The sequence below is a fragment of the Paraburkholderia caffeinilytica genome (assembly GCF_046030355.1).
GTDB lineage: Bacteria > Pseudomonadota > Gammaproteobacteria > Burkholderiales > Burkholderiaceae > Paraburkholderia > Paraburkholderia caffeinilytica_B.
The window spans coordinates 13,869-35,144 of the sequence record NZ_JAQQCQ010000004.1 but is presented as its reverse complement, the minus strand read 5'-3'; the positions used below and the strand labels follow the sequence as shown (position 1 = coordinate 35,144).

Here is a 21,276-nt window from a genome sequence, read left to right as displayed (position 1 = left end):
AACGTTCTTCGGCCATGGTCATGCTGTGATATGGAAACCGGCGTCCGCGTAAATCGTGGAGCCGGTCAATGTCATGCCGGCCTCGCTTGCCAATACCGCGGCGATGCGTCCAATTTCCTCGATGGTGACAAGGTGTTGCGCTGGCGTGTGCATGCGAACATCGTCGAGCAGCGCGTCGAAATGGTCGATGCCGGATGCCGCGCGTGTCTTCACTGCACCGGCGGAAATGGCATGGACGTGGATGCGGCGTGCGGCCAGATCGGCGGCCAGATAGCGCACGCTCGATTCGAGAGCCGCCTTCACCGGTCCCATCACGTTGTAATGATCGACGGCGCGCTCGGCGCCGTAAAAGCTCACGGTCATCAGGCTGCCGCCCTCGGCCATCAGCGGCAAAGCGAGCTTCGCCATGCGAATGAACGAATGGCACGATACCCCCATGGCGAGCGCGAAGCCCTCGGCCGGGCAGTCGATCAGACTCGCGTGCAGCGCGTCGGCGGGCGCGAAGGCGATTGAGTGGAGCAGGAAGTCGAGCCGTCCCCAATCCTTCGTAATCCGTTCGAATAAAGCTTCGAGCTGGCCCGGAACGGTGACGTCGCACGGTAAAACCAGCGGTGCCTGAAGTGCTTCGGCGACCGGGCGCACATAGGGTTCGGCCTTGTCGTTCAGATACGTCACGGCGAGTTCCGCGCCGGCGGCCCGGAACAGTTTTGCGCAGCCGGTGGCAATGCTGTGCTCGTTGGCAATGCCGACCACGAGGCCTCGCTTGCCCGACAGATCGATGATCGGATTCATGACGTGGATTCCTCACGGTGATGGATAGCCACGGCTTCGTTCGCGATGATCTGTTCTTCGTCGGTCGGCAGGACGAGCACCGTCACCCGGCTGCGTGCGCTGCTGATTACGCGCGCGTTGCCGGCGTTCAACTGGCGGTCGAGTTCGACGCCGAGCCACGCCAGCCGCTCGCATACCGCGCTGCGCACTTCCGGCTGATGTTCACCGATTCCCGCGGTGAACACGAGCGTGTCCAGGCCGCCGAGCGTGGTTGCGAGGCGCGCCGCTTCGCCCGCAATCCGGAAGGCGAAGAGGTCCAGTGCTTCGCGCGCTTCGGGGCGGCGGCTGGCCAGTAATTCGCGGCTGTCCGCGCTCAGGCCCGAGACGCCGAGCAGGCCCGACTTCGTGTACAGCAGGTCCTCGATCTCGGCAGCGCTCATGCGCTGTTGTTCAAGCAGATGCAGCACGACGCCGGCGTCGAGCGCGCCGCAGCGGGTCGACATCGGAATGCCGTCGAGCGTCGAGAAGCCCATGCTGGTGTCGCAGCTCTTCCCGTCATCGAAAGCCGCGAGGCTTGCACCGCTGCCCAGATGTGCCGCGACTACGTTGCTGTGTGCAAGCCGCGGGAACTGCTGCATGAGTTGACCGATGATGAACTGATAGGACAGGCCGTGAAAACCGTAGCGCTTGATACCTTGGTCGAAAAGCTGGCGTGGAATCGCGAAACGGCGCACGAGATCGGTTTGCGTGCGGTGAAACGCGGTATCGAAGGAGGCCGACTGGATCAGGTGAGGCCGCAGATGCCGGATCGCGCGGATCAGCCGCAGGCTTTGCGGTTGATGCAAAGGCGCGAGCGGCACGAGGGCGGTAATCGCGGCGAGCGTGTCGTCGTCGATCGCCACGGGTCCGGTGAAATGGTCGCCGCCATGCACGACGCGATGGCCGACCGAAACGAGATCGTCGAGCGGGAAGTGCGTGGCGAACCAGCCGAGCGTTTCGTCGAGCACGTCGTGCAGATCGTCGGTCACGCGCGAGATGAGCGGAATATCCCTCGTCTCGCCATTGTTGTTGAGATGCAGGCGCAATGGCTGCTGCCGGAAGTCGATCGTGCCCTGGCCGATTCTCACGGCGGCGCCCGACGTGACCCGGAACAGGCCGATCTTGACCGTCGACGAGCCGGGATTGAAGGTGAGCAGAAGCGGATCGTTCATGATGGGGTTGACCCTCCGTGAGCGCGTTCGGATGCGAGCCGGGCGAGGGCGGCGGAAGCGAGACCGACGCGCACGCTGTCGGCGCGGCTCGTCAGAATGATCGGCAAGCGGGCACCGAGCACGATGCCTGCCGCGTCGGCGCCGGCGAAATACACCAGTTGTTTGGCCAGCATGTTGCCGGCTTCGAGATCAGGCACCAGCAGAATGTCGGCCTGGCCCGCGACCGGCGAGGCGATGCCCTTGATCTGCGCCGCCGCCATGCTGATTGCGTTGTCGAAAGCGAGCGGACCGTCCACCATGGCGCCCGTGATTTGCCCGCGTGCGGCCATGACCGTGAGTGCGGCGGCGTCGAGCGTGGTCGGCATGCGCGGGTTGACCGTTTCTTCTGCCGCGAGGACGGCGACCCGCGGCACGTCGACGCCGAGCAGGTGCAACAGGTCGATGGCGTTCTGGCAGATATCGCGCTTCTGATCGAGCGTCGGCGCGATGTTGACGGCGGCATCGGTGACCACCAGCGGTTTTGCATAGGCCGGTATGTCCATTGCGTAAACATGGCTGATGCGGCGCGCGGTGCGCAGCCCCGAGCCGCTGGCGACGACGGCGGAGAGCAGTTCGTCGGTATGCAGGCTGCCTTTCATCAACGCGCCAATCTTGCCCGCCGTGCCCAGTTCGACCGCGCGCGCGGCGGCCGCATGGCTGTGCTCGGTTGATTCGATGTCCACCCCTTCGAGACTGAGGTGAGCGGCTTCGGCGGCAGCGCGGATTCTGGCTTCCGGCCCGATCAGAAGCGGATCGATCAGCCCTTCGTCGCGGGCCGCGAGCGCTGCACGGATTGCATCCGGCGAGCAGGGATGAACAATCGCGGTGCGCAACGCCGGCCGCAGACGCGCCTCGCGGATAAACGCCTCGTAGCGGTCATGCCGGCGGATGGCGGCCTCAGGACGCGGCATGGCCGGCAAGACGATCGGCGTGGCAGGCGCGATGACGGTGGCGAGACCCAGCAGCACCACGTCGCCTTTCTGGTTGGTGCAAACCGTATCGAGCAGCACGATGCGCTTCCCGATACGTTTTTCCTTGACCGTCACGGTGGCGGTGATCGTATCGCCTGGCGTGACCGGGCGACGGAACTGCAAGGTCTGATCGAGATAGATCGTGCCGGGTCCTGGCAAGCGGGTGCCGAGCAGCGCGGAGATCAGCGCTGCGGTCCACATGCCGTGCACCACGACGTGGCCAAACAGGTCGGTCGATGCGAAGGCCGCATCCATATGCGCGGGGTTGACGTCGCCCGACATCGCGGCGAACAGATCGATGTCGTTCTGCCCGGCGATGCGCACGAGCGAGGCGGATTCGCCGATCGCGAGTTCGTCGAAGGTCCGGTTGTGCAGCAGCATGTCGTTCATGGTGTGGCTCCTAGGCTTGCAGGACGTAGGTGCCGGGGGCGTCGGCGAGCGCCTGGGCGCCGTTGCTTCCCGCCATGGCGGGCGGCGCGATGCGTTTCGGATCTGAATGGGCGGCAAGCCAGTCGGTCCATGCGGTCCACCACGACCCCTCCTGCGGTGCCACGGTGTCCACCCATGCATCGGGACCGATGCGCAGATCGTCCGCTGCCGTGTGTTTCAACCTGAAGTGGCGGTGCGGATGTCCCGGTTCGCTGACGATGCCGGCATTGTGGCCGCCGCTCGTCAGCACGAAGGTGATATCGGTGTCGGACAAGTTGTGAATCTTGAACACCGAGTGCCACGGTGCGATGTGATCGCGTTCCGTGCCGACCACGAACAGAGGCACGCGGATATTGCGGATCGACACCGGCCGTCCGTCCACCTGATACCGGCCGCACGCCAGATCGTTGTCGAGAAACAGACGCCGCAGATACTCCGAATGCATCCGGTACGGCATGCGTGTGGCGTCCGCGTTCCATGCCATCAGATCGATCATCGGCGCGCGCTCGCCGAGCAGATAGTCGTGGACGACGCGCGACCAGATCAGATCGTTCGACTGCAGCAACTGGAATGCGCCGGCCATCTGATTGGCCGCGAGATAGCCCTGCGACCACATCATGCTTTCGAGGAAATAGACTTCGCTGTCGTCGATGAACAACTGCAGCTCGCCCGGTTCGCTGAAATCCGTTTGTGCCGCGAACAGTGAAACCGACGCCAGCCGGTCGTCACCGGCGCCGGCCATCGCGGCGGCGGCGATCGACAACAGCGTGCCGCCGAGACAATAGCCGGTCGCGTGAATCCGGTGATCGGGCACGATCGTTGAGATCGCATCGATCGCCGCCATCACGCCGAGTTGCCGGTAGTCGTCGAGGCTGAGATCGCGGTCTTCCGCGCCGACGTTGCGCCACGAGATGCAGAACACCGTGTGGCCCTGTTCGACCAGATAGCGGATCAGCGAATTGTGCGGTGACAGATCGAGAATGTAGTACTTCATGATCCAGGCCGGAACGATCAATACCGGCTCGGCCAGCACCTTGGCGGTAGCAGGGCTGTATTGAATGAGTTCGATCAGGTGGTTGCGAAACACCACCTTGCCGGGCGTGACGGCGAGATTGACGCCGACCTTGAACTGATCGAGTCCGGCCGGCGGCTGGCCGCTCGCCTGACGACGAACATCTTCCAGCGCGTTCCCCATGCCTTGCGCGAGGCTCGTGCCGAGCGTCGCCGCGGCGCGCTGTACGACTTCCGGATTGCTGAGCGGAAAGTTCGTCGGCGCGATGACGTCGAGCCACTGGCGAGCAGCGAACGACACCACATCTTCGTGATGGCGCGTGGTGCCGGGCACGCCGCGCGTGGCCGCGTTCCACCATTGCTCGGTCAACAGGAATGCCTGCTGCCAGAACCGGTACGGCTCGGTTTGCCATACGTCGGCACGGAAACGCTCGTCTGCTGCCGACGGTTCGGCGAGCGGCGTAGCGTAGTCACCCCGCGAAGCGTGAAACAGATAACCGGCGATACGTCTCACGTCCTGAATGCCGAGCGAGGCCAGTTCCAGCTGTTTGCCAGGCGCGGCTGCGAGATGGATGAGCCAGTCGGACCAGGCCAGCGCGAGCGCCGCGGGAGACAGACCCGCGCTCAGGCGGGCGATGAATGCTTCCTTGGCATGATCGAGCGCGCGGAACGGCTCGGCTGATGTGGGGACGGGCAGGGTATTCGGAGCGGCTTGAACGGCGGCGGAAACGGGCCTGAAGCGGGTGTCCATCTGGATGTCCTCGGCGTAGGGTGGCGCGGCGTGTGCTGGAACCCTGCTCTCGCGAGACGCGATGAACGGGCCGGCGGCACGGCCGGCTAAAACCGTTCGCTACGTGAAAAAATCACGCCGCGTGGGTCACCTTCCGCCACACCGTTGTGCGGGGCAGCAAAGCTTGCACCGACCGACTGTAGCTGTCGGATAGCGGTGTACTGTTGATCTGGATCAATCGGGGGTGCGGACGTTTTTAAGCGCTTCAAGGGGCGCTACGTCGCTGACTGGGCGTCGAGCGGTGTGTTGATTGCGATGCGAAAGTTGGCGACGGGTGTGCGAAAGACGAGTTTCTGCATCGCGGCGTTCACATCCGCGATGCCGCCATCGCCAGTTCAATCAGGCTTGGCCCGGCTGTTGTTCGGCCGACGTCGTCATTTCTCCAGGCCGGCGCAGCATCTTGTCGACTTCGCCCGCGTGCATCTCTTCGACGTGGATCATCTGGCGGGCGAACTCCTCGAGCGCAACGGAGCGGTCCTCGACCAGCGCGAGCAGTTCGCGATAAAGCCCCAGCGCGAGGTTCTCGGCCTGCAGCGACTCGCGGAGGATCGACGTGATATCGAAGGTGTGCGAGTCGAGGAGGGGGCCGATCGCAAGCGACGGATAGGCGCCCAAGGTCGTGATCCATTCTCCGACCTGCTGGGCGTGCAACAGCGATTCGTCGGCCTGCTCGCGCAGCCAGGATCTGATCGGAATGCGTCCGAAGCCGAAAACAAGAAACGAGTAGTGCGTATATCGAACGACGCCGGCCAACTCGGATTCGAGAATCCGGTTCAGCACGGCAACGACGTCTTCCTTGTCGATCTCTGCCATTTGGTCTCTCCTTTCAGATCACCGCAACAGACGCATTCCGCGATTCGCCAGTCTTATCACGCCATAGGGTCTCGACGGATATGGATTAAATGTAGTCCCGCAGGTCGATCGCGCAAGGTATTAGTTCGGACGCACGCGTTGGGGAGAGGCGAGCGGCGAGCGGCGAGCGGCGGGAGGCGGCAGGCGAGGGGGAAGGATTCCCTTGGGGCAATCGTTGATACGCGCTTCGCTCGCAGGCTTTCGCATGAAGCAGGGAGTCAATCGGGAAGCAACCGGCGCACCAACGCGGAAAAATGTGACGCATCGAGGTCCTCAACGAAGCTCGCCCGCAGCGCATCCGCCGCCGGGCTGAGCGATCTGCCCGCAAGCTCGACGAAACCCACTGTGCGTTCGATTCGCGGTGCATCGAGTGGAATGAACCGCAGCGTTTCGCGGTAACGCTGCTTTGCGAGGTAGGGCAACACGGTGAGCCCGACGCCGCCCTCGACCGCGGCGAGCAGCGTGGTGGTGTTGGCGATGAAGAGTTCGTCCTGCTCGGCCGCCGCTTCGCGTACCGCGGCGGGCAGGGCGCGCATCGTGCCGTTGCCGATCAACCGGTACCCCGACAGATCGCGCCATTCGATGTGGCGTTGTTTGAACAGCGCGTGTCCGGCATTCACGACCACGCACATCACGTCTGCGATCAGTGGCGTAAAGCTCAGCTCTGCCTCGAGATCCGGCTCGCCGGCAATGCCGAAATCGATCGCGCCGGAGCGTACACGATCGTGGATGTACGCCGCAGTGCCGTCTTCCACATGAAGCTGGATCCCCGGATATCGCGCGGTGAAGCGGCTGATCGCGCGCGGCAACAACTCGTGCGCGATAGACGGCACAGCGGCAACCCGCACGCTGCCGCCACGCACCCGTGCGACGTCGATGGATGCGGCAATCGTGCGTTCGTAGTGCTCGACGAGCTTCTTCGCTTCGCCATAGAACATGGAGCCGAACGGCGTTGGCGTTGCGTGACTGCCCTTTTCGAAGAGCGGCGCGCCGAGCGCGGTTTCCAGTTCCTTGATGGATAGCGACAGCGCGGGCTGGCTGCGGAACACGGCCTTTGCGGCAGCCTTGAAACCGCCGTGCTCGATGACGGAAACGAAGTGCCGCAGCTGCGCGATCTTCACATCAGGGAAATGATCCATGGCCTAGATAAGTTTTGCAAATATTTCTATCAGAACAATTGGTTTTGATTATTTTAACCTTGTTTCTAGAATCGGTCCCATGTCAAACGCATTGAGACCGATGATGAATTCGCAGACCTTTTTGAACTGGATCGACGGCCACTGGGTGGCCGGCGAAACGGTTGTCGAGAACCGCAGTCCGTCCGACACGAACGATCTGATCGGCGGCTACACGCAGGCGACCAGCGCACAGGTGCAGGCAGCCATTTCGGCCGCAGCGGCGGCGCAACCCGTCTGGGCCGCGACCGGGCTGGAAAAGCGGCACGACGTGTTGCGGGCCATCGGCGACGAGCTGATCGCCCGGAGCCCGGAACTCGGACGGCAACTGGCGCGGGAAGAGGGCAAGACGCTCGCGGAAGGCGTCGGCGAAGTCTACCGTTCCGGGCAGTTCTTCCATTACTTCGCCGCCGAGGTGCTCCGCCAGCTAGGCGGCAAAGCCGATTCGGTCCGCCCGGGCATCGAGATCGATATCCAGCGTGAGGCGCTCGGTGTCGTCGGCGTGATCACGCCCTGGAATTTCCCGATGGCAACCGCGAGCTGGAAAATCGCACCCGCGCTCGCGTTCGGTAATGCCGTGTTGTTCAAGCCGGCCAATCTGACGCCCGCCAGTGCCTGGGCGCTCACGGAAATCATCAGCCGCCAGGCGTTGCCGGCCGGCGCGTTTAACCTGCTGATGGGCGCGGGTGCATCCGTTGGCAACGAGCTTGCTGCATCGCAATCTGTCAACGGCATTTCCTTTACCGGCTCGGTGGAGACCGGCCGGCGCATCGCGGGCGTCGCCGCGCCCAATCTCATCAAGCTGCAGATGGAGATGGGCAGCAAGAACGCGCTCGTGGTGCTCGACGATGCGGACCTCGACCTCGCCGTCGAATGCGCGTTTCAGGGCGCCTATTCGGGCACGGGACAAAAATGCACCGCCTCGTCGCGACTGGTGGTGACGCACGCCGTGCACCGGCCGTTCGTCGAACGGCTCGCCGCAAAACTGCGCAGCGTGAAGGTGGGGCGTGCGCTCGACGACGGCGTGCAGATGGGCCCCGTCGTCGACGCACGCCAACTCGAACAGAATCTTCGGTACATCGAGATCGGCCAGCGCGAAGGCGCGCGGCTCGTGCAGGGTGGCGAACATCTCGCGCAGCCCGAACGCGCGTATTGCATGTCGCCGGCCTTGTTCGACGAAGGCCGCAACGACATGCAACTCAATCGCGACGAAGTGTTCGGCCCGATTGCGTGCGTGATCCCGGTGCGCGACTACGAGGAGGCGCTGGCCGTTTCGAACGATACGCCGTTCGGTCTGACGGCGGGCATCGTCACGCAATCGCTCAAGCACGCCACGCATTTTCGCCGCCATGCCCAGGCTGGCTGTGTGATGGTGAATCTGCCGACTGCGGGCACCGACTATCACGTGCCATTCGGCGGTCGTAAGGCTTCGAGCTACGGCCCGCGCGAGCAGGGTCCCAATGCAGCCGAGTTCTATACGACGCTGAAAACTTCTTACACGCGCGCCTGAACGGACTGGGAAACACCATGAGCATCCATAACGCTTTGCTTGTCATCGACGGCACCCAGTACTCGAACTGGAACCGGCAGATTTTTGAAGAGATGCGTGCCGGCGGCGTGGCCGCGGTCAATGTGACGATCGTCTACTGGGAGAATGCACGCGAAACGCTGTCGCGTATCGCCGAGTGGAACGCACTTTATCAGCAGCATAGCGACCTCGTGATGCCGGCGCGCACGATGGACGACGTTGCACGCGCAAAGCGCGCGGGCAAGATCGCGATTCTGTACGGATTGCAAAACTGTTCGCCGATCGAGGACGACATCGGTCTCGTCGAGGTGTTCCGCGATCTCGGCGTGCGCACCATGCAACTGACGTATAACAATCAAAGCCTGCTTGCGACAGGTTGCTATGAGTCCTCCGACAGCGGTGTCACGCGGTTTGGCCGTGTGGTGATCGAGGAAATGAACCGCGTCGGCATGATCGTCGATATGTCGCACAGCGCCGAGCGTTCCACGTTGGAGGCGATCGAGATTTCCGCGCAGCCGATCGTGATCAGTCACGCGAATCCGAGCTTTTTCCACGAAGCCAAACGCAACAAATCGGACCACGTATTACGTGTTCTGGCGTCGCGCGGCGGGCTCGCCGGATTCAGCCTCTATCCGTTTCATCTGAAGAACGGCAGCCGTTGTACGCCCGGCGAATTCACCGACATGGTGGCGCGGACTGTCGATCTGGTCGGTATCGACCACGTCGGCATCGGCAGCGATCTGTGCCAGGGGCAGCCCTATAGCGTGCTCGAGTGGATGCGCAATGGCCGCTGGAGCAAGGAGACGGATTTTGGCGAAGGCAGCGCGAGCAATGCCGCATGGCCGGAACCGGTCAGCTGGTTCCGTTCGAGCGCGGACTTTCCGAACCTGACGGCCGCGCTGGAGCGCGCCGGTTTTGCCGACGCCGACATCGCGAAGATCATGGGCGGCAACTGGATGCGGATTCTGCGTGACGCGGAAAACAGTCGTTACTCGGCCGCGCCCGAGACAGGTGAAGCGCAACGCTGCGCGGTCGCGATGTCCTAGCCGCGCCGCTGACTCATTCCCAACAATTCAAACGGCGCCGCCTTCATACAACAACGTACCGGCGCCATAACGATTTATCCTCCTGGAGGAGACATGGAAATTCCAACCACGGCGAGTATTGCAGCCAAAGGTCATGCAGTGGCCCATCGCAAAGGAAGCATCGACTGGCCCATATTCTGGATCAGCGGCGGCTTCTTCCTGTTGTTCCTGATCGCAGCGCTGGTCAATCTGCCCTGGCTAACCACGGCGGTGGACACGGCTTTCACCTGGGCCACAAGAGGGTTCGGGCTCTACTGGCAAGTGCTGATGCTCGCCACCTTCGCGGTCAGTCTCGGCATCGCGTTTTCGAAGCTCGGGCGCGTGAAACTCGGCGGCATCGCGCAAACGCCATCCAATTCGACCTTCAACTGGGTGGTGATCATCATGTGCGCGTTGCTGGCCGGCGGCGGCGCGTTCTGGGCCGCCGCCGAGCCGTTGATGCATTTCGTCAATCCGCCGCCCTTCTACGGGGTGGCCGGCAAGACCTATGCGGGCGGCGTCGCGGCACTCGCGCAATCGTTCCTGCATTGGGGCTTTCTCGCGTGGGCCGTGCTGGGCAGTCTGCTGAGCATCGTGTTGATGCATCTGCACTATGACAAGGGCTTGCCGCTTGCACCGCGTACGTTGCTGTACCCGTTGTTCGGCGCACGGGCGCTCAACGGGCCGATTGCAGCGATAGCCGATGCAACGTCGATCATTGCGGTTGCCGCGGGGACCATTGGACCGATCGGCTTCCTCGGTCTGCAGATTGCCTATGTGCTCCATTCCGTCTGGAACGTACCCGACACGATCACCACGCAGGCACTCGTCATTCTGGCGGTCACGGCGATCTTCACGGCAGCTTGCATCGCTGGCCTCGAAGGGTTGCGCTTTGTCTGCAAGATCCATGTGTGGCTGATGCTCGGACTCGCCGCATTCCTTTACGTGTTCGGGCCGACCGAATTTCTCACCACGGTCTTTTTCAAGGCGTTCGCCACGCACATCGTCGATTTCGCGCAGACCGCCATGTATCGCGGCGACGGCAAGTGGCTCAATTCATGGACGCTCTTCTACTGGGGCTGGTTTATCGGCTATGCGCCGATCATGGCGATCTACGTCGCGAAGGTCTCGCGCGGCCGCACGATCCGCGAAGTGGTGGTGCTGCTGTCGGTCGCGGCGCCGCTCATCACGATGCTGTGGTTCACGCTGGTCGGCGGCACCGGAATCGGTCTCGAACTGAAGTCACCCGGTGTCGTGATCGGCCATGGCACGCAACCGGAGGCGCTGCTGTTAGGCGTTGCCCAGGCGATGCCGTTGCGTAACCTGATTTCCGCGTTGTTCCTGTTTCTCAGTTTCTTCTCGGTGGTGACGAACGGCGGCTCGATGGCTTACACCATCGCGATGGCGGTGACCGGCGATCGCGGCGAGCCTGGGAACTGGTTGAAGATTTTCTGGGCGGTCGGCATGGGTCTGGTGGGCGCAGTGTTGATTACGATGGGCGCCGGCGGCGTGAGCGCGTTGCAGTCGTTCATTGTGATTACCGCCGTGCCTGTGTCGATCATCATTCTGCCTTCGCTGTGGGACGCGATTCGTATCGCCCGCACGATGGCCGCAGAGCAAGGAGTCAAATGATGGCGCACAACGACGCGATCATGGAAGCGCAACGCGAGCACCTTGCGGGATCCAGCGAACCCGTGGACGCCGCGGCGCATCCCAGCGCACCGCTACGCAGTCCCGACATCACGAACCGCACCGAACGTCTCGGCGCGATGCACGGTACCCGTCTGAGCTTTGTGCGTTCGCTCGTGCGACGGATGGCGCGCGACAACTGGCGGGTCCGCGTCACGCACATGGATCTCGATGACAATGGCTATGGTGTCTGCATCTATACGATCGAAGCCTATGGCGAGCGCTACAGTCAGGTGATTTTCTCGCAGCATCTCGACGATGCCGAGCGCACCGACCGGGTCATCGCCCAGAAGTGGGACGTTACGTCAGCGCTGGTCAGCGGTGTCCCCAATGCCGCCGACATCGAGTATCTACGCGGGAATGTGCCGTTGCAGGAAGCGGGACGTCTGCGTGCAAACGACCTCGTCCTGTGCCGCGCGAACAAGAGCGTACGTAACTTTGGTTACGTGGCGGAATGCCTCGCCGCGGGGCGGCAACCCGATCCTTCGGTTTTTGAACGGGTGGGCTATCTGATCCGAACGACCGCCGTATACGGCAACGGCAAATTCGGCATTGCGGATTATCCGCGGCTGGTCGACAGCCAGGCATTCAGCCGAGGCTTCTCAGCGCAGATGTGCGCCGTATTCGTGTTGCGCGACTTCAGCGTACGGCTGGTCGAGCATGTCGCTGCACGGCGCAATCCCCGCGGGGCGGTCAAGCTCGCACATAGTTTCCGGCGCTATCTCGGCGTGGGCAACGCAACCGGCCTCGGCATGGCGCCGTTTCTTGTGCGCCATCCGGTGCAGGTCGATCAGTGGATAAGCGCTCGCGAAACCGCGCTGGCGCGCGTGCTGGCGGTTGAGTCGGTCGATCGCGAAGCGTTCGCGCGTTGTCTGGGATTGCTCGCGCGGGCGGCGCGCCACGTTGCGCAGGTTCACACCGATCATCCGCCGGAAGCGGCACGCAATGCGCTGATCCTCGCGGAATTGCCGCGTCTTGAACATGAACTTCAAGTCGGCTATGAGCGAAAGCGCGTATTCCGCTGGAGCGAGTTGTTTGAATGGGCAACGCTCCAGCTTTCCTGTGCGACGCAGGAAATCCTCTTTACGGTGTTGCTCGAACTCTATCCCGGCCTCGTGGATTCGATCGAATGCGCGGCGCCGGTCGCCGATGCGCTGATCCTGAACCCGGACATGGGCGTGGGCGACTTGCTGCAACTCGTCGAACGCGACTATCGCTGGGCGCTGGCACAACCCGCCGCGCAACGGGACGACGATCATTTCTTCTGGTACAGATCGGCGGAGAAAGAGGAGCCGAGGCTTGGCGTGCGTGCCGAGGAGGCCGGCGCGGAGCGGGAGCTGCCGTTGGATATCGCGCGTCAGGTATTGCGTTTGCATGCGCAGTTGGAAGCCGAAGCGGACAGCTCACGCAGCGTCGCTGAGTTCGTCGGCGAGTTTGCCGGTTATCGCGCGATTGTGCGGCGAATTCAGACGCTTGCCTCGCATGCCTACGGCGAAATCCGTCACAACCTGCTCGCGCAGGACATGCTGCCCATCGACCTGATGCGCGCCAAGCTGTCGATGTTCGGCGCGAGCAAGTTCGATCCGAAATCGAATCTCTGGGTGCGGGTCACGCTGTTTCAGGGGGCGCCGACGCTCGACGATCTTGCGCCGGACATGGTCGACGATTGGGCGTTTCCGTGTGTGCCAGGCGGAAGCGAGAAACGGAGCGCATAAACATGAAGATGGCGATCAACGAATTGAACTCGCTGTGCCGCAGCGCACTGGAAGGTTGTGGCTGGGCACAAGGCGATTACGAGGACGCAGCGGATGCCGCCGTGTGGCTGCAGGCGATGGGTTTTGACGGCATGGATGCTATTGGCCGCCTGCTCGGCGTCGCGCGTCACGAGGACTACAGCGTCGAGCCGGCGCTGCCGGGCGCGCAGCGGACCGGTTCATCTTCTGGGCTCGCTGGCTGTCTGTTGTCATTCGAACTGGCGTGGGCGAGGGCGACGCGGACGGGCGCGGCAACGGTGCGGATCCCGAATGCATTGTCGCCACGTTTGGCGATCTATGGTCTGAAGGCGATGGGCACACGCGGCCGCCGTTTCGATCTGTCCTGGACGGATCAGGCAGGCCGGCATTTCGCCACCACGTCGGGGCATGACGAGTATCCCCACTACCTGGGTTTCAGCCCGCAGGTTGGGGCGACAGAGCGGGAAATCGTCGTCTGCTGCATGGCGCAGAAGGATGCCTGCGAAACGCAACCGGCTACGGACCGACATCTCGCGGGCGCGATCGATCCGGCAGAACTGGATGCGCGTTATCGCGACGCGCTGTGGCGTGGCATCGAAGTGGATGCGTCGCAGGTCGATCGCCTGGTCGCCTGGAAGAACAAGGTGCTTGTTCCGGCAACGCTGTTGTCGCGAGAACATGGTGCGGGAGGCGCGGATGATGGATTCTGACCTGCATGACGCGATAGCCAGTAGCTGGTAACGTCAAGGCGATCAGTGCGGGGGCTAGAAAGCGGCCTCGGCATCGTTCAACTCGCTGCGTGATTTCCGCTTTCTTTGAAGCGAAGGCGATCGTTCGGTCAAGCGAGCATCTGCGTCTTTATCTGGCAAGCCGGCAGTCGCGAACATCCTTCGATATTCGGCCGGCGTCGTTTGCCTCGCGGCCTTGAACTGCCGATTGAAATTGGCCACGTTGGCGAAGCCCGAACGGGCGGCGATGACGGCAACCGGCAGGGTGGTGTCGGCCAGCATCCGGCACGCGTGCCCGATGCGAACGCGGGCAATATACCGCCCCACGCTCTCACCAATATGTTGAACAAAGTAACGTGTGAGCGTGCGTTCCGACAGGCTGGCCGCCGCGCAGAGTTCAGACAGCCGCAGCGGTTCGGCAAAGCGCGCGTCGATCATCGAAAGGACACGGTTGATCTGCTCGGGTTCATGGCCGGATGGGCCCGCGTTCGCCTGATTGAAGGCTGTCGGTGAAGCGAGCGGCTGGCCGGGTGCGTCGGCCAGTGTGCAGAGAATATCGAGCGCGGCGCTCAGGCGGTCGCGAGCGACGTTCGAAAGTAATTGTTCCAGGCGGCCGCGCATCCATTTGCCGGCGGGTGGTTCGAATGCGAGCCCACACGCGGCCCTGCGCAACAGTTTGCGCAGCGGTTCATATTCGCGGCAACAGTCCGCCATACGTCGCGCCCAATCGCCGTCGAACCAGATAACGATGGCGACCTGTGGCGAGGACGGATCGATCGAACGATTCGACGCCCAGGTGTGCGGCAAATCCGGCGGCACCAGCACGAGATCCTCCGCTTCATATTCGTTGACGGAGTCGCCGATGTAGCGCTTGCCATGACTGTTCATCGTCAGCGTCAACTCGTACTCCGGATGGTGATGCCATTCGAACGGAATACGCGGAAGCCGCCGATGGTAAACCCGGACCGAACAATCCGCACCGAACTCGACGTGCTCGTAAGCTGGTTTCATGGCTGAAAACGCAAATGATTTGCCTGAATAGTATCACCAGGGAGCGCATGCGCGTCATATCCTAGGGCATACGAAATTCAGACGGAGACAATCATGGCGTTGAAAATCGAGGACTTGCCGGGCGCGATCCGGCAAGCGAAAAAGGAACTGCGCGCGGCGTTGCCGAACTACCGGAAGGTCTTCGCCGAAGTCGAAGAAGCGATCAGCACCGAGGCGAAACGAATCGCCGGGCAGCGCGATCGTGGAGAAGACGTCATTCCCGAGATCCAGTTTTCCGACATCACCGAACAGCGCGTTACCGCGGAACAGAACGCACTCGTCAAGGCGCGCGGCGCATGCGTGATTCGGAATGTTTTTCCCCGCGCGTTGGTGCAGAGCTGGGACGAGGATATCGCCAACTATGTCGAGCGCAATAATCTCGACAAGCGCCTCGAAAACCGCGCCGAGGATAAATATTTTGGCCAGCTGGCGTCCAGCAAGCCGCAGATCTACGGCGTGTACTGGTCGAAGCCGCAAGTGCTGGCCCGTCAGTCGCCGTCGCTGACCGAGGCGCGTGTGTTCCTGAACCGCTTGTGGCGCAATGAAAGCGAGGGCCGCGTGCACTTCGATCCGGAACGCGTGCCTGTCTATGCCGATCGTCTGCGTCGCAGGCCACCGGGTTCCGCGTCGCTCGGCTTGTCGGCGCATTGCGACGGCGGGTCGGTCGAACGCTGGATCGAGAGCAATTTCCGCAAGGTGTACCGCCACGTGTTTGCAGGGAACTGGCGCGACTACGACGCGTTCGACGCGGCCTTCCGGCCGGACGTGGAAGAGATTGCGTCGCCCGCTGTATGTTCGATGTTCCGCACTTTTCAGGGCTGGACGGCATTGACGCCGCAAGGCCCGGGCGACGGCACGCTGCAACTCGTACCCATTGCCAATTCGATGGTGTACATCCTGCTGCGCGCGCTTCAGGACGACGTCGCCGAGGACGATCTGTGCGGTGCAATGCCCGGGCGGGCGCTGTCGATCAAGCCGGAATTTCATGCACCGTTGTTCGAGGCGCTGTCGTCGATTCCCAAAATGGAAGCGGGCGACACCGTCTTCTGGCACAGCGACGTCATCCACGCGGTCGAAGATGAGCACAAGGGCGCGGGTTACAGCAACGTGATGTACATCGCTTCGGCGCCCGCGTGCGCCAAGAACGACGCTTACCTGAAGCGTCAGTTGCCGGGCTTCCTGAAGGGGGAAAGCCCGCCTGATTTCCCGACGGATCATTTTGAAGTCGATTTCACAGGCCGCGCGACGGCCGACGACCTGACGCCGCTCGGCAAGGCACAACTCGGGTTTGATCTGTAGTTGAAATGGGCACGCATGCGCGGTCGCGCGGATTGCGCATGCGTCGCTCCATCCATAACGAAAAATTCGGAGACTGCAATGAAACGATCACTGACATCGGTTGCGACGGCTGTCGCGCTGCTCGTGGCTGGGACTCATGCTGTACTTGCCGCCGAACAGCTTTCGGTACTGCACTGGTGGACCTCCGGCGGCGAGTCGAAAGCGATCCGGGTGCTCAAGGACGATATGAGCAAACAGGGCTACGAGTGGAAGGACTTCGCTATCGCGGGCGGTGCGGGCGCAGCGGCCATGACGGCGCTGAAGACGCAGGTCATCTCCGGCAACGCGCCGTCGGCTGCGCAGATCAAGGGACCACTGATTCAGGATTGGGCTGAGCAAGGGTCGCTGGTCACGATCGATCAGGCTGCGACCGATTGGAAAGCGCATACCCCGGCGCAAATAGACAACGCGATGAAGGCAGATGGTCACTATGTGGCGGCTCCTTTCTCGGTACATCGAATCAACTGGCTGTGGATCAACAAAGCTGACCTGGATAAAGTCGGCGGTACGCCGCCCACAACGTGGCCGGAGTTTTTCTCGCTCGCCGACAAGTTTCGCGCTGCGGGTATCACGCCCGTCGCGCACGGTGGTCAACCCTGGCAGGACATGACCATCTGGGAAACCGTGGTGCTCTCGCAAGGCGCGGATTTTTATCGGAAAGCCCTTGTCGATCTCGATCAGAAAACCTTGACCTCGCCGCAGATGGTGCAGGTGTTCGAGACCGTCCAGAAGATCCGGACATACTTCGACAAGGGTTACCACGGCCGTGACTGGAATCTCGCGACTGCAATGGTCATTTCCGGTTCGGGCGGCATGCAATTCATGGGCGACTGGGCAAAAGGGGAATTTGCCAACGCGAACAAGAAGGCGGATGTCGACTACATCTGTGCGGCCGCACCCGGTACGTCGAACGCTTATACGTATACAGCGGATGCATTCGTGTTCTTTCAGCAAAACGGCAAAAAGGACGCGACGCCGGGGCAGCTTGCGCTTGCTAAAACGATCATGTCCGTTGATTTCCAGCAGCAGTTCAGTCTCTATAAGGGTTCCATTCCCGTTCGGCTGGATGTTCCCATGGACAAGTTCGATAGTTGCGCGAAGAAATCACGTGCTGACGAACAGGCCACGATTAAGTCGGGTGGATTCCTGCCGTCGTTGGCCTTCGGCGAACTTCAGTCTTCGGTTACCGCTGGCGCGATTACCGACGTCGTTACGAATTTCATGAACTCGAACGAGGATCCGAAAGAAGGGGTGCGCAAGCTTGCCGCTGCCGCGAAGGTCAAGTGATTGGGAGCGGTGCCGTTTGGACGCAATGAATTGCATGGGGCAGAGTAAGCGCTGAAGCGCTGACTCTGGTCGACCGCAATGGCTTGCATGGGACCGGAGTAAGCGCTAAAGCGCTAACTCTGGTCGACCGCAACGACTTGCATGGGACCAGAGTAAGCGCTAAAGCGCTAACTCTGGTCGACCGCAATGACTTGCATGGGACCAGAGTAAGCGCTAAAGCGCTAACTCTGGTCGACCGCAATGACTTGCATGGGACCAGAGTAAGCGCTAAAGCGCTAACTCTGGTCGACACAGGAGACGAAGATGGATCCGGTAGCAAAGCGAAAGTGGCCGCGTTCAGGGCTGGAGACAACGGTAATGGGCTTCGGCGCGGCGCCGATCGGCAACATCTTCAGGCCGATCAGCGAGGAGGATTCGGCGGCGCTGATCAAGGCAGCGTGGGATGCGGGCGTGCGCTACTTCGACACCGCGCCGATGTATGGCCACGGATTGAGCGAGGCGCGCTGCGGCCAGGGACTGCGCTGGTATCCGCGGGACGAATACGTGCTGTCCACCAAGGTCGGGCGCATTCTGAAACCGCGCAGGCGCGCGGAGATCGATTTCGCGCCGTGGGTTGACGGACTGCCGTTCGAACCTGTTTTCGACTACAGCTACGACGGCACGATGCGCTCGATCGAGGACAGTCTGCAGCGTCTGGCGCTGGAGCACATTGATATTGCGCTGATCCACGACATCGATGTATTTACACACGGCGAGCGGCAGCCTGAGATGTTCGAGGCGGCGATGGCGGGGGCGTCGAAAGCACTGCTGAAGCTGCGCGACGAGGGCGTCGTGAAAGCGGTGGGGCTCGGCGTCAACGAGTGGCAGGTCGCGCACGAAGCGATTCGCCGGCAGGATTTTGACTGCCTGCTGCTGGCCGGCCGCTACACGCTGCTCGAGCAGGACGCGCTGGACGGCTTTCTGCCGATGTGTGAAGAGAAGCAGGTGTCGGTCATTCTCGGTGGTGGCTACAACAGCGGCATTCTCGCGACGGGTGCGGTGCCTGGTGCGAAATACAACTACGCGCCCGCGCCGGAAGCCATTCTGGAACGTGTGCGCAGGATGGAGCAGGTATGCCGGGAATATTCGGTGCCGCTCAAAGCCGCGGCGCTGCAATTCGTTCTCGGTCATCCGGCGATCCCGACCAACATTCCGGGTGTACGCACGGTTGCACAGCTGGAAGACAACCTGCAGACCTTCCGGGCTGAAATACCACCGGCATTCTGGGCCGAACTGAAGCGCCGCGAGTTGATCCGCGAGGATGCGCCGACGCCTCAGTAGGGTTCGTCTGAAAACTGCGCCTGGCGATAGTGAATGCCGCCAGCGCGTCGTTCGCGGTTACCCATTGCATTGCGATGTCTCGGCTACGCGCGGCTCAAGAAAGTATCTGATCGATAACCCGCTGATTGCCGAGTGAATTCTCCAGGGTGAAAGCCAAATTCGCTTTCTGTCCCAGCACTGTGCTTGCAAAGTCTTCGACCATGAGTTGGTATTGGTCGACTTCGTCGAACTCAATGATGCGTGTTTTACCGCTTTCATCCGAACGATGGCGAATTTGCGCGGGGGCATAGACTCCCGGATTAAAGGGCGCATCTACGCTCAACCAGCCCTTCGTTCCGTGAAAAATCATGTGCTGGCGGCGCGATAGTTGCGTGCCGCAGTAGAACGTCATCGAGAACCCGGAAAATTCGGCGGTGCATCGTGCGAACCGGTCGGTGCCGAAGCGTGGATCGAGTAAGACCTCCGCATGCACGCGAGCCGGTTCGAGTCCGGTCGCGAGCCGCGTGGTGACGACGGGGTAGACGCCGATATCGCGAACGCCGCCGCCGCCGAGTGAAAGATTGTTTTTGAGCGCATCAGGATCGTCGTTGAAGTACGTGAACGACCCTTCGATCAGCTTGAGCTCGCCGAGCATTCCCTGAGCAAGGCTGTCGCGAACAAAAGCCCATTGCGGATGGTGCGCCACCATAAATGCTTCGCCGCATACGAGTCCGGTTTTATCGCGCAAGGCGATCAACTCGAGCACCTCGTCGGCATTCATTGCAATTGGTTTTTCGCACAGCACGTGCTTGCCGCCGAGCATGGCCTTCTTGCACCATTCGACGTGGCTGGCCGTTGGCAACGGAATATAGATCGCGTCCACGTCGCTGCTCTTGATCACCTCGTCGTAGGTTGTCAATACATGGTCGATACCATGCCTGGTCGAGAAAACCTGTGCGCGATCACGGTCGCGGCTGGCGACGGTGGTCACGCGGCCGTTGAACGAGCGTTGGATCGCCGGCACCACAAAGTTGTCGGCTATCTTTGCGGCGCCGAGTACACCCCAGCGAATCTTTTCTGTCATTGATGTCGTAGTGTCGTTGATGCGGTTAGTGCCGGGCCGTCAGCAGACAGTCTGCAGACGTTCAGCGCATAGGGCGAGTACGTCGTCCGGTGCGCGTTGCCACCAGTTTTGTGCGGAGAAAATCTCGGTTTCCACCAGTCCGTCGTATCCGGCGCGTTCGACACAAGACCGCACGGCCGGCAGATCGATGACACCGTCGCCCATCATTCCGCGATCCAGCAACATGTCACGTGTTTCGTGCAGCCAGTCGCATACGTGATACGCCAGAATGCGGCCCGCCTGCCCGGCCGTTGCGATCGACGCCGTCAGTTCCGGGTCCCACCAGCAGTGGTAAACATCAACTGCAATACCGATATGCCCTGACCGATCCGGGTCTACCGTTTCACATATATTCACTGCCTGGGCGATGGTGTTGACCACCGCACGATTGGCTGCGTACATTGGATGAAGTGGTTCGAGTGCGAGCGGTACGCCGCATTCGCGTGCCGTCTCCAACAACGTTGAAATCCCATCGGTCACCTGAGATCGCGCGCCCTCCAGATCGCGGCTGGCCGGCACAACTCCGCCGACCACCATTACGAAGCAGCGGGCTCCGAGCACGGCTGCATCACGCAAGGCTGCCCGGTTTGCTGCAACATTCGCGTCGAATTCGGCCTGCGTCGCGGCGGGCAGATAAGTCGAACGGCAATAGCCCGTCACGGTCAGATCGAGCGCCTTGATCTGACGGGCAAGCTGTGCGACGTCGCCTTCCTCGACTTCGCGGCGCCATGGCGCTACGCCGCCGAAGCCCGCGCGGGCAATGCGATCAATCGTGCGACTGAGCGGCTCCCGATGGCCCAGCGTTGCGGTATTGATGGAGCACAGGTCGAGTCTTCCCTGAAGGTTTCTCATGAGTTTCCAGATCGATATCGAAGACGAGCAGGCCTTGCGCACCGCCTTCGAGTGCCTCGAGAAGACGTGCGCCGATGGCTTGATGCGTGGGATGCGCCAGATAGGCAAAGCAGTCGTCGCGGCTCGCGAAATCCATCATGAAGCCGTCAGAGAATGTCATGCCATAGCCTTCTGGCGATACGTTGGGTCCACACTGAAAGTTGCTGAAGGCAATGCCGGGTACTTCCGTCAGTCGCCGGATTTGCTCGAAGAACGCAAGCCGGCGTGCCGGTGTCACTTCGCTACGGAACCGGCAAAACACCATGTGCCGCACGGGTCCTCCAGATCGAGCCATGA

Annotated in this window: 18 protein-coding genes; 8 read left to right on the top strand and 10 right to left on the bottom strand. The window is 61.9% G+C overall.

Going from position 1 to position 21,276, the window contains the following annotated elements:
• Positions 1 to 18: 18 nt before the first annotated feature.
• The 6 genes from fabI to PQQ95_RS07075 all read right to left on the bottom strand — a co-directional run bounded on the left by fabI (position 19) and on the right by PQQ95_RS07075 (position 7,213).
• Positions 19 to 780, bottom strand: a complete 762-nt coding sequence (gene fabI / locus PQQ95_RS07100) for an enoyl-ACP reductase FabI (protein WP_408436980.1) — start codon at positions 778 to 780, stop codon at positions 19 to 21.
• 8 nt (positions 781 to 788) lie between these two features.
• Entirely contained in the window at positions 789 to 1,982 is a 1,194-nt protein-coding gene (locus PQQ95_RS07095; protein ID WP_408436228.1) for an acetate/propionate family kinase, read from the bottom strand.
• Positions 1,979 to 3,382 (bottom strand): bifunctional enoyl-CoA hydratase/phosphate acetyltransferase, encoded by a 1,404-nt coding sequence (locus PQQ95_RS07090; protein ID WP_408436225.1) that lies wholly within the window; start codon positions 3,380 to 3,382, stop codon positions 1,979 to 1,981. The genes PQQ95_RS07095 and PQQ95_RS07090 overlap by 4 nt, the downstream gene beginning before the upstream one ends.
• A 10-nt stretch (positions 3,383 to 3,392) precedes the next feature.
• Positions 3,393 to 5,183, bottom strand: coding sequence for a PHA/PHB synthase family protein (locus tag PQQ95_RS07085; protein ID WP_408436222.1), 1,791 nt, complete (start codon positions 5,181 to 5,183; stop codon positions 3,393 to 3,395).
• Positions 5,184 to 5,561: 378 nt separating this feature from the next.
• A complete protein-coding gene (locus PQQ95_RS07080) occupies positions 5,562 to 6,035 on the bottom strand; it encodes a ferritin-like domain-containing protein (protein WP_408436220.1) in 474 nt (157 codons plus the stop codon).
• Between the two features lie 257 nt (positions 6,036 to 6,292).
• Positions 6,293 to 7,213, bottom strand: coding sequence for a LysR family transcriptional regulator (locus PQQ95_RS07075; RefSeq protein WP_408436217.1), 921 nt, complete (start codon positions 7,211 to 7,213; stop codon positions 6,293 to 6,295).
• Positions 7,214 to 7,316: 103 nt separating this feature from the next.
• Here PQQ95_RS07075 and PQQ95_RS07070 point away from each other — a divergent pair, with 103 nt between their 5' ends.
• The 5 genes from PQQ95_RS07070 to PQQ95_RS07050 all read left to right on the top strand — a co-directional run bounded on the left by PQQ95_RS07070 (position 7,317) and on the right by PQQ95_RS07050 (position 13,973).
• A complete protein-coding gene (locus PQQ95_RS07070; protein ID WP_408436979.1) occupies positions 7,317 to 8,759 on the top strand; it encodes an aldehyde dehydrogenase family protein in 1,443 nt (480 codons plus the stop codon).
• A gap of 17 nt (positions 8,760 to 8,776) precedes the next feature.
• Positions 8,777 to 9,823, top strand: coding sequence for a dipeptidase (locus PQQ95_RS07065; RefSeq protein ID WP_408436214.1), 1,047 nt, complete (start codon positions 8,777 to 8,779; stop codon positions 9,821 to 9,823).
• Between the two features lie 93 nt (positions 9,824 to 9,916).
• Positions 9,917 to 11,473: a BCCT family transporter gene (locus PQQ95_RS07060; RefSeq protein WP_408436211.1), complete on the top strand. Its 1,557-nt coding sequence runs from the start codon at positions 9,917 to 9,919 to the stop codon at positions 11,471 to 11,473.
• Positions 11,470 to 13,245, top strand: a complete 1,776-nt coding sequence (locus PQQ95_RS07055) for a hypothetical protein (RefSeq protein WP_408436208.1) — start codon at positions 11,470 to 11,472, stop codon at positions 13,243 to 13,245. The genes PQQ95_RS07060 and PQQ95_RS07055 overlap by 4 nt, the downstream gene beginning before the upstream one ends.
• A 2-nt stretch (positions 13,246 to 13,247) precedes the next feature.
• Entirely contained in the window at positions 13,248 to 13,973 is a 726-nt protein-coding gene (locus PQQ95_RS07050) for a DUF3726 domain-containing protein (protein ID WP_408436205.1), read from the top strand.
• A gap of 54 nt (positions 13,974 to 14,027) precedes the next feature.
• Here the strand turns inward: PQQ95_RS07050 and PQQ95_RS07045 are convergent, their stop codons facing one another.
• The gene (locus PQQ95_RS07045; protein ID WP_408436203.1) at positions 14,028 to 15,002 is read right to left on the bottom strand and encodes a helix-turn-helix domain-containing protein; all 975 of its coding nucleotides are present in this window, start codon (positions 15,000 to 15,002) and stop codon (positions 14,028 to 14,030) included.
• Between the two features lie 93 nt (positions 15,003 to 15,095).
• On the opposite strand from PQQ95_RS07045, the gene PQQ95_RS07040 reads away from it, so the two are divergent.
• The 3 genes from PQQ95_RS07040 (at position 15,096) to PQQ95_RS07030 (ending at position 18,986) form a co-directional block, all read left to right on the top strand.
• Complete coding sequence (locus PQQ95_RS07040; RefSeq protein ID WP_408436199.1) at positions 15,096 to 16,340, top strand: DUF1479 domain-containing protein; 1,245 nt, start codon at positions 15,096 to 15,098, stop codon at positions 16,338 to 16,340.
• 78 nt (positions 16,341 to 16,418) lie between these two features.
• On the top strand, positions 16,419 to 17,666 hold the full coding sequence (locus PQQ95_RS07035) for an ABC transporter substrate-binding protein (RefSeq protein WP_408436196.1): 1,248 nt from the start codon (positions 16,419 to 16,421) through the stop codon (positions 17,664 to 17,666).
• Positions 17,667 to 17,969: 303 nt separating this feature from the next.
• Entirely contained in the window at positions 17,970 to 18,986 is a 1,017-nt protein-coding gene (locus PQQ95_RS07030; RefSeq protein ID WP_408436193.1) for an aldo/keto reductase, read from the top strand.
• Positions 18,987 to 19,080: 94 nt separating this feature from the next.
• Here PQQ95_RS07030 and PQQ95_RS07025 read toward each other — a convergent pair whose 3' ends face one another.
• From PQQ95_RS07025 to PQQ95_RS07015, 3 genes are read right to left on the bottom strand one after another with little or no spacing between them, the layout of a single operon-like run.
• Positions 19,081 to 20,049: a Gfo/Idh/MocA family protein gene (locus PQQ95_RS07025; protein ID WP_408436190.1), complete on the bottom strand. Its 969-nt coding sequence runs from the start codon at positions 20,047 to 20,049 to the stop codon at positions 19,081 to 19,083.
• 39 nt (positions 20,050 to 20,088) lie between these two features.
• Positions 20,089 to 20,940, bottom strand: a complete 852-nt coding sequence (locus PQQ95_RS07020; RefSeq protein ID WP_408436187.1) for a sugar phosphate isomerase/epimerase family protein — start codon at positions 20,938 to 20,940, stop codon at positions 20,089 to 20,091.
• Entirely contained in the window at positions 20,855 to 21,274 is a 420-nt protein-coding gene (locus PQQ95_RS07015) for a Dabb family protein (RefSeq protein WP_408436184.1), read from the bottom strand. The genes PQQ95_RS07020 and PQQ95_RS07015 overlap by 86 nt, the downstream gene beginning before the upstream one ends.
• Positions 21,275 to 21,276: the final 2 nt, after the last annotated feature.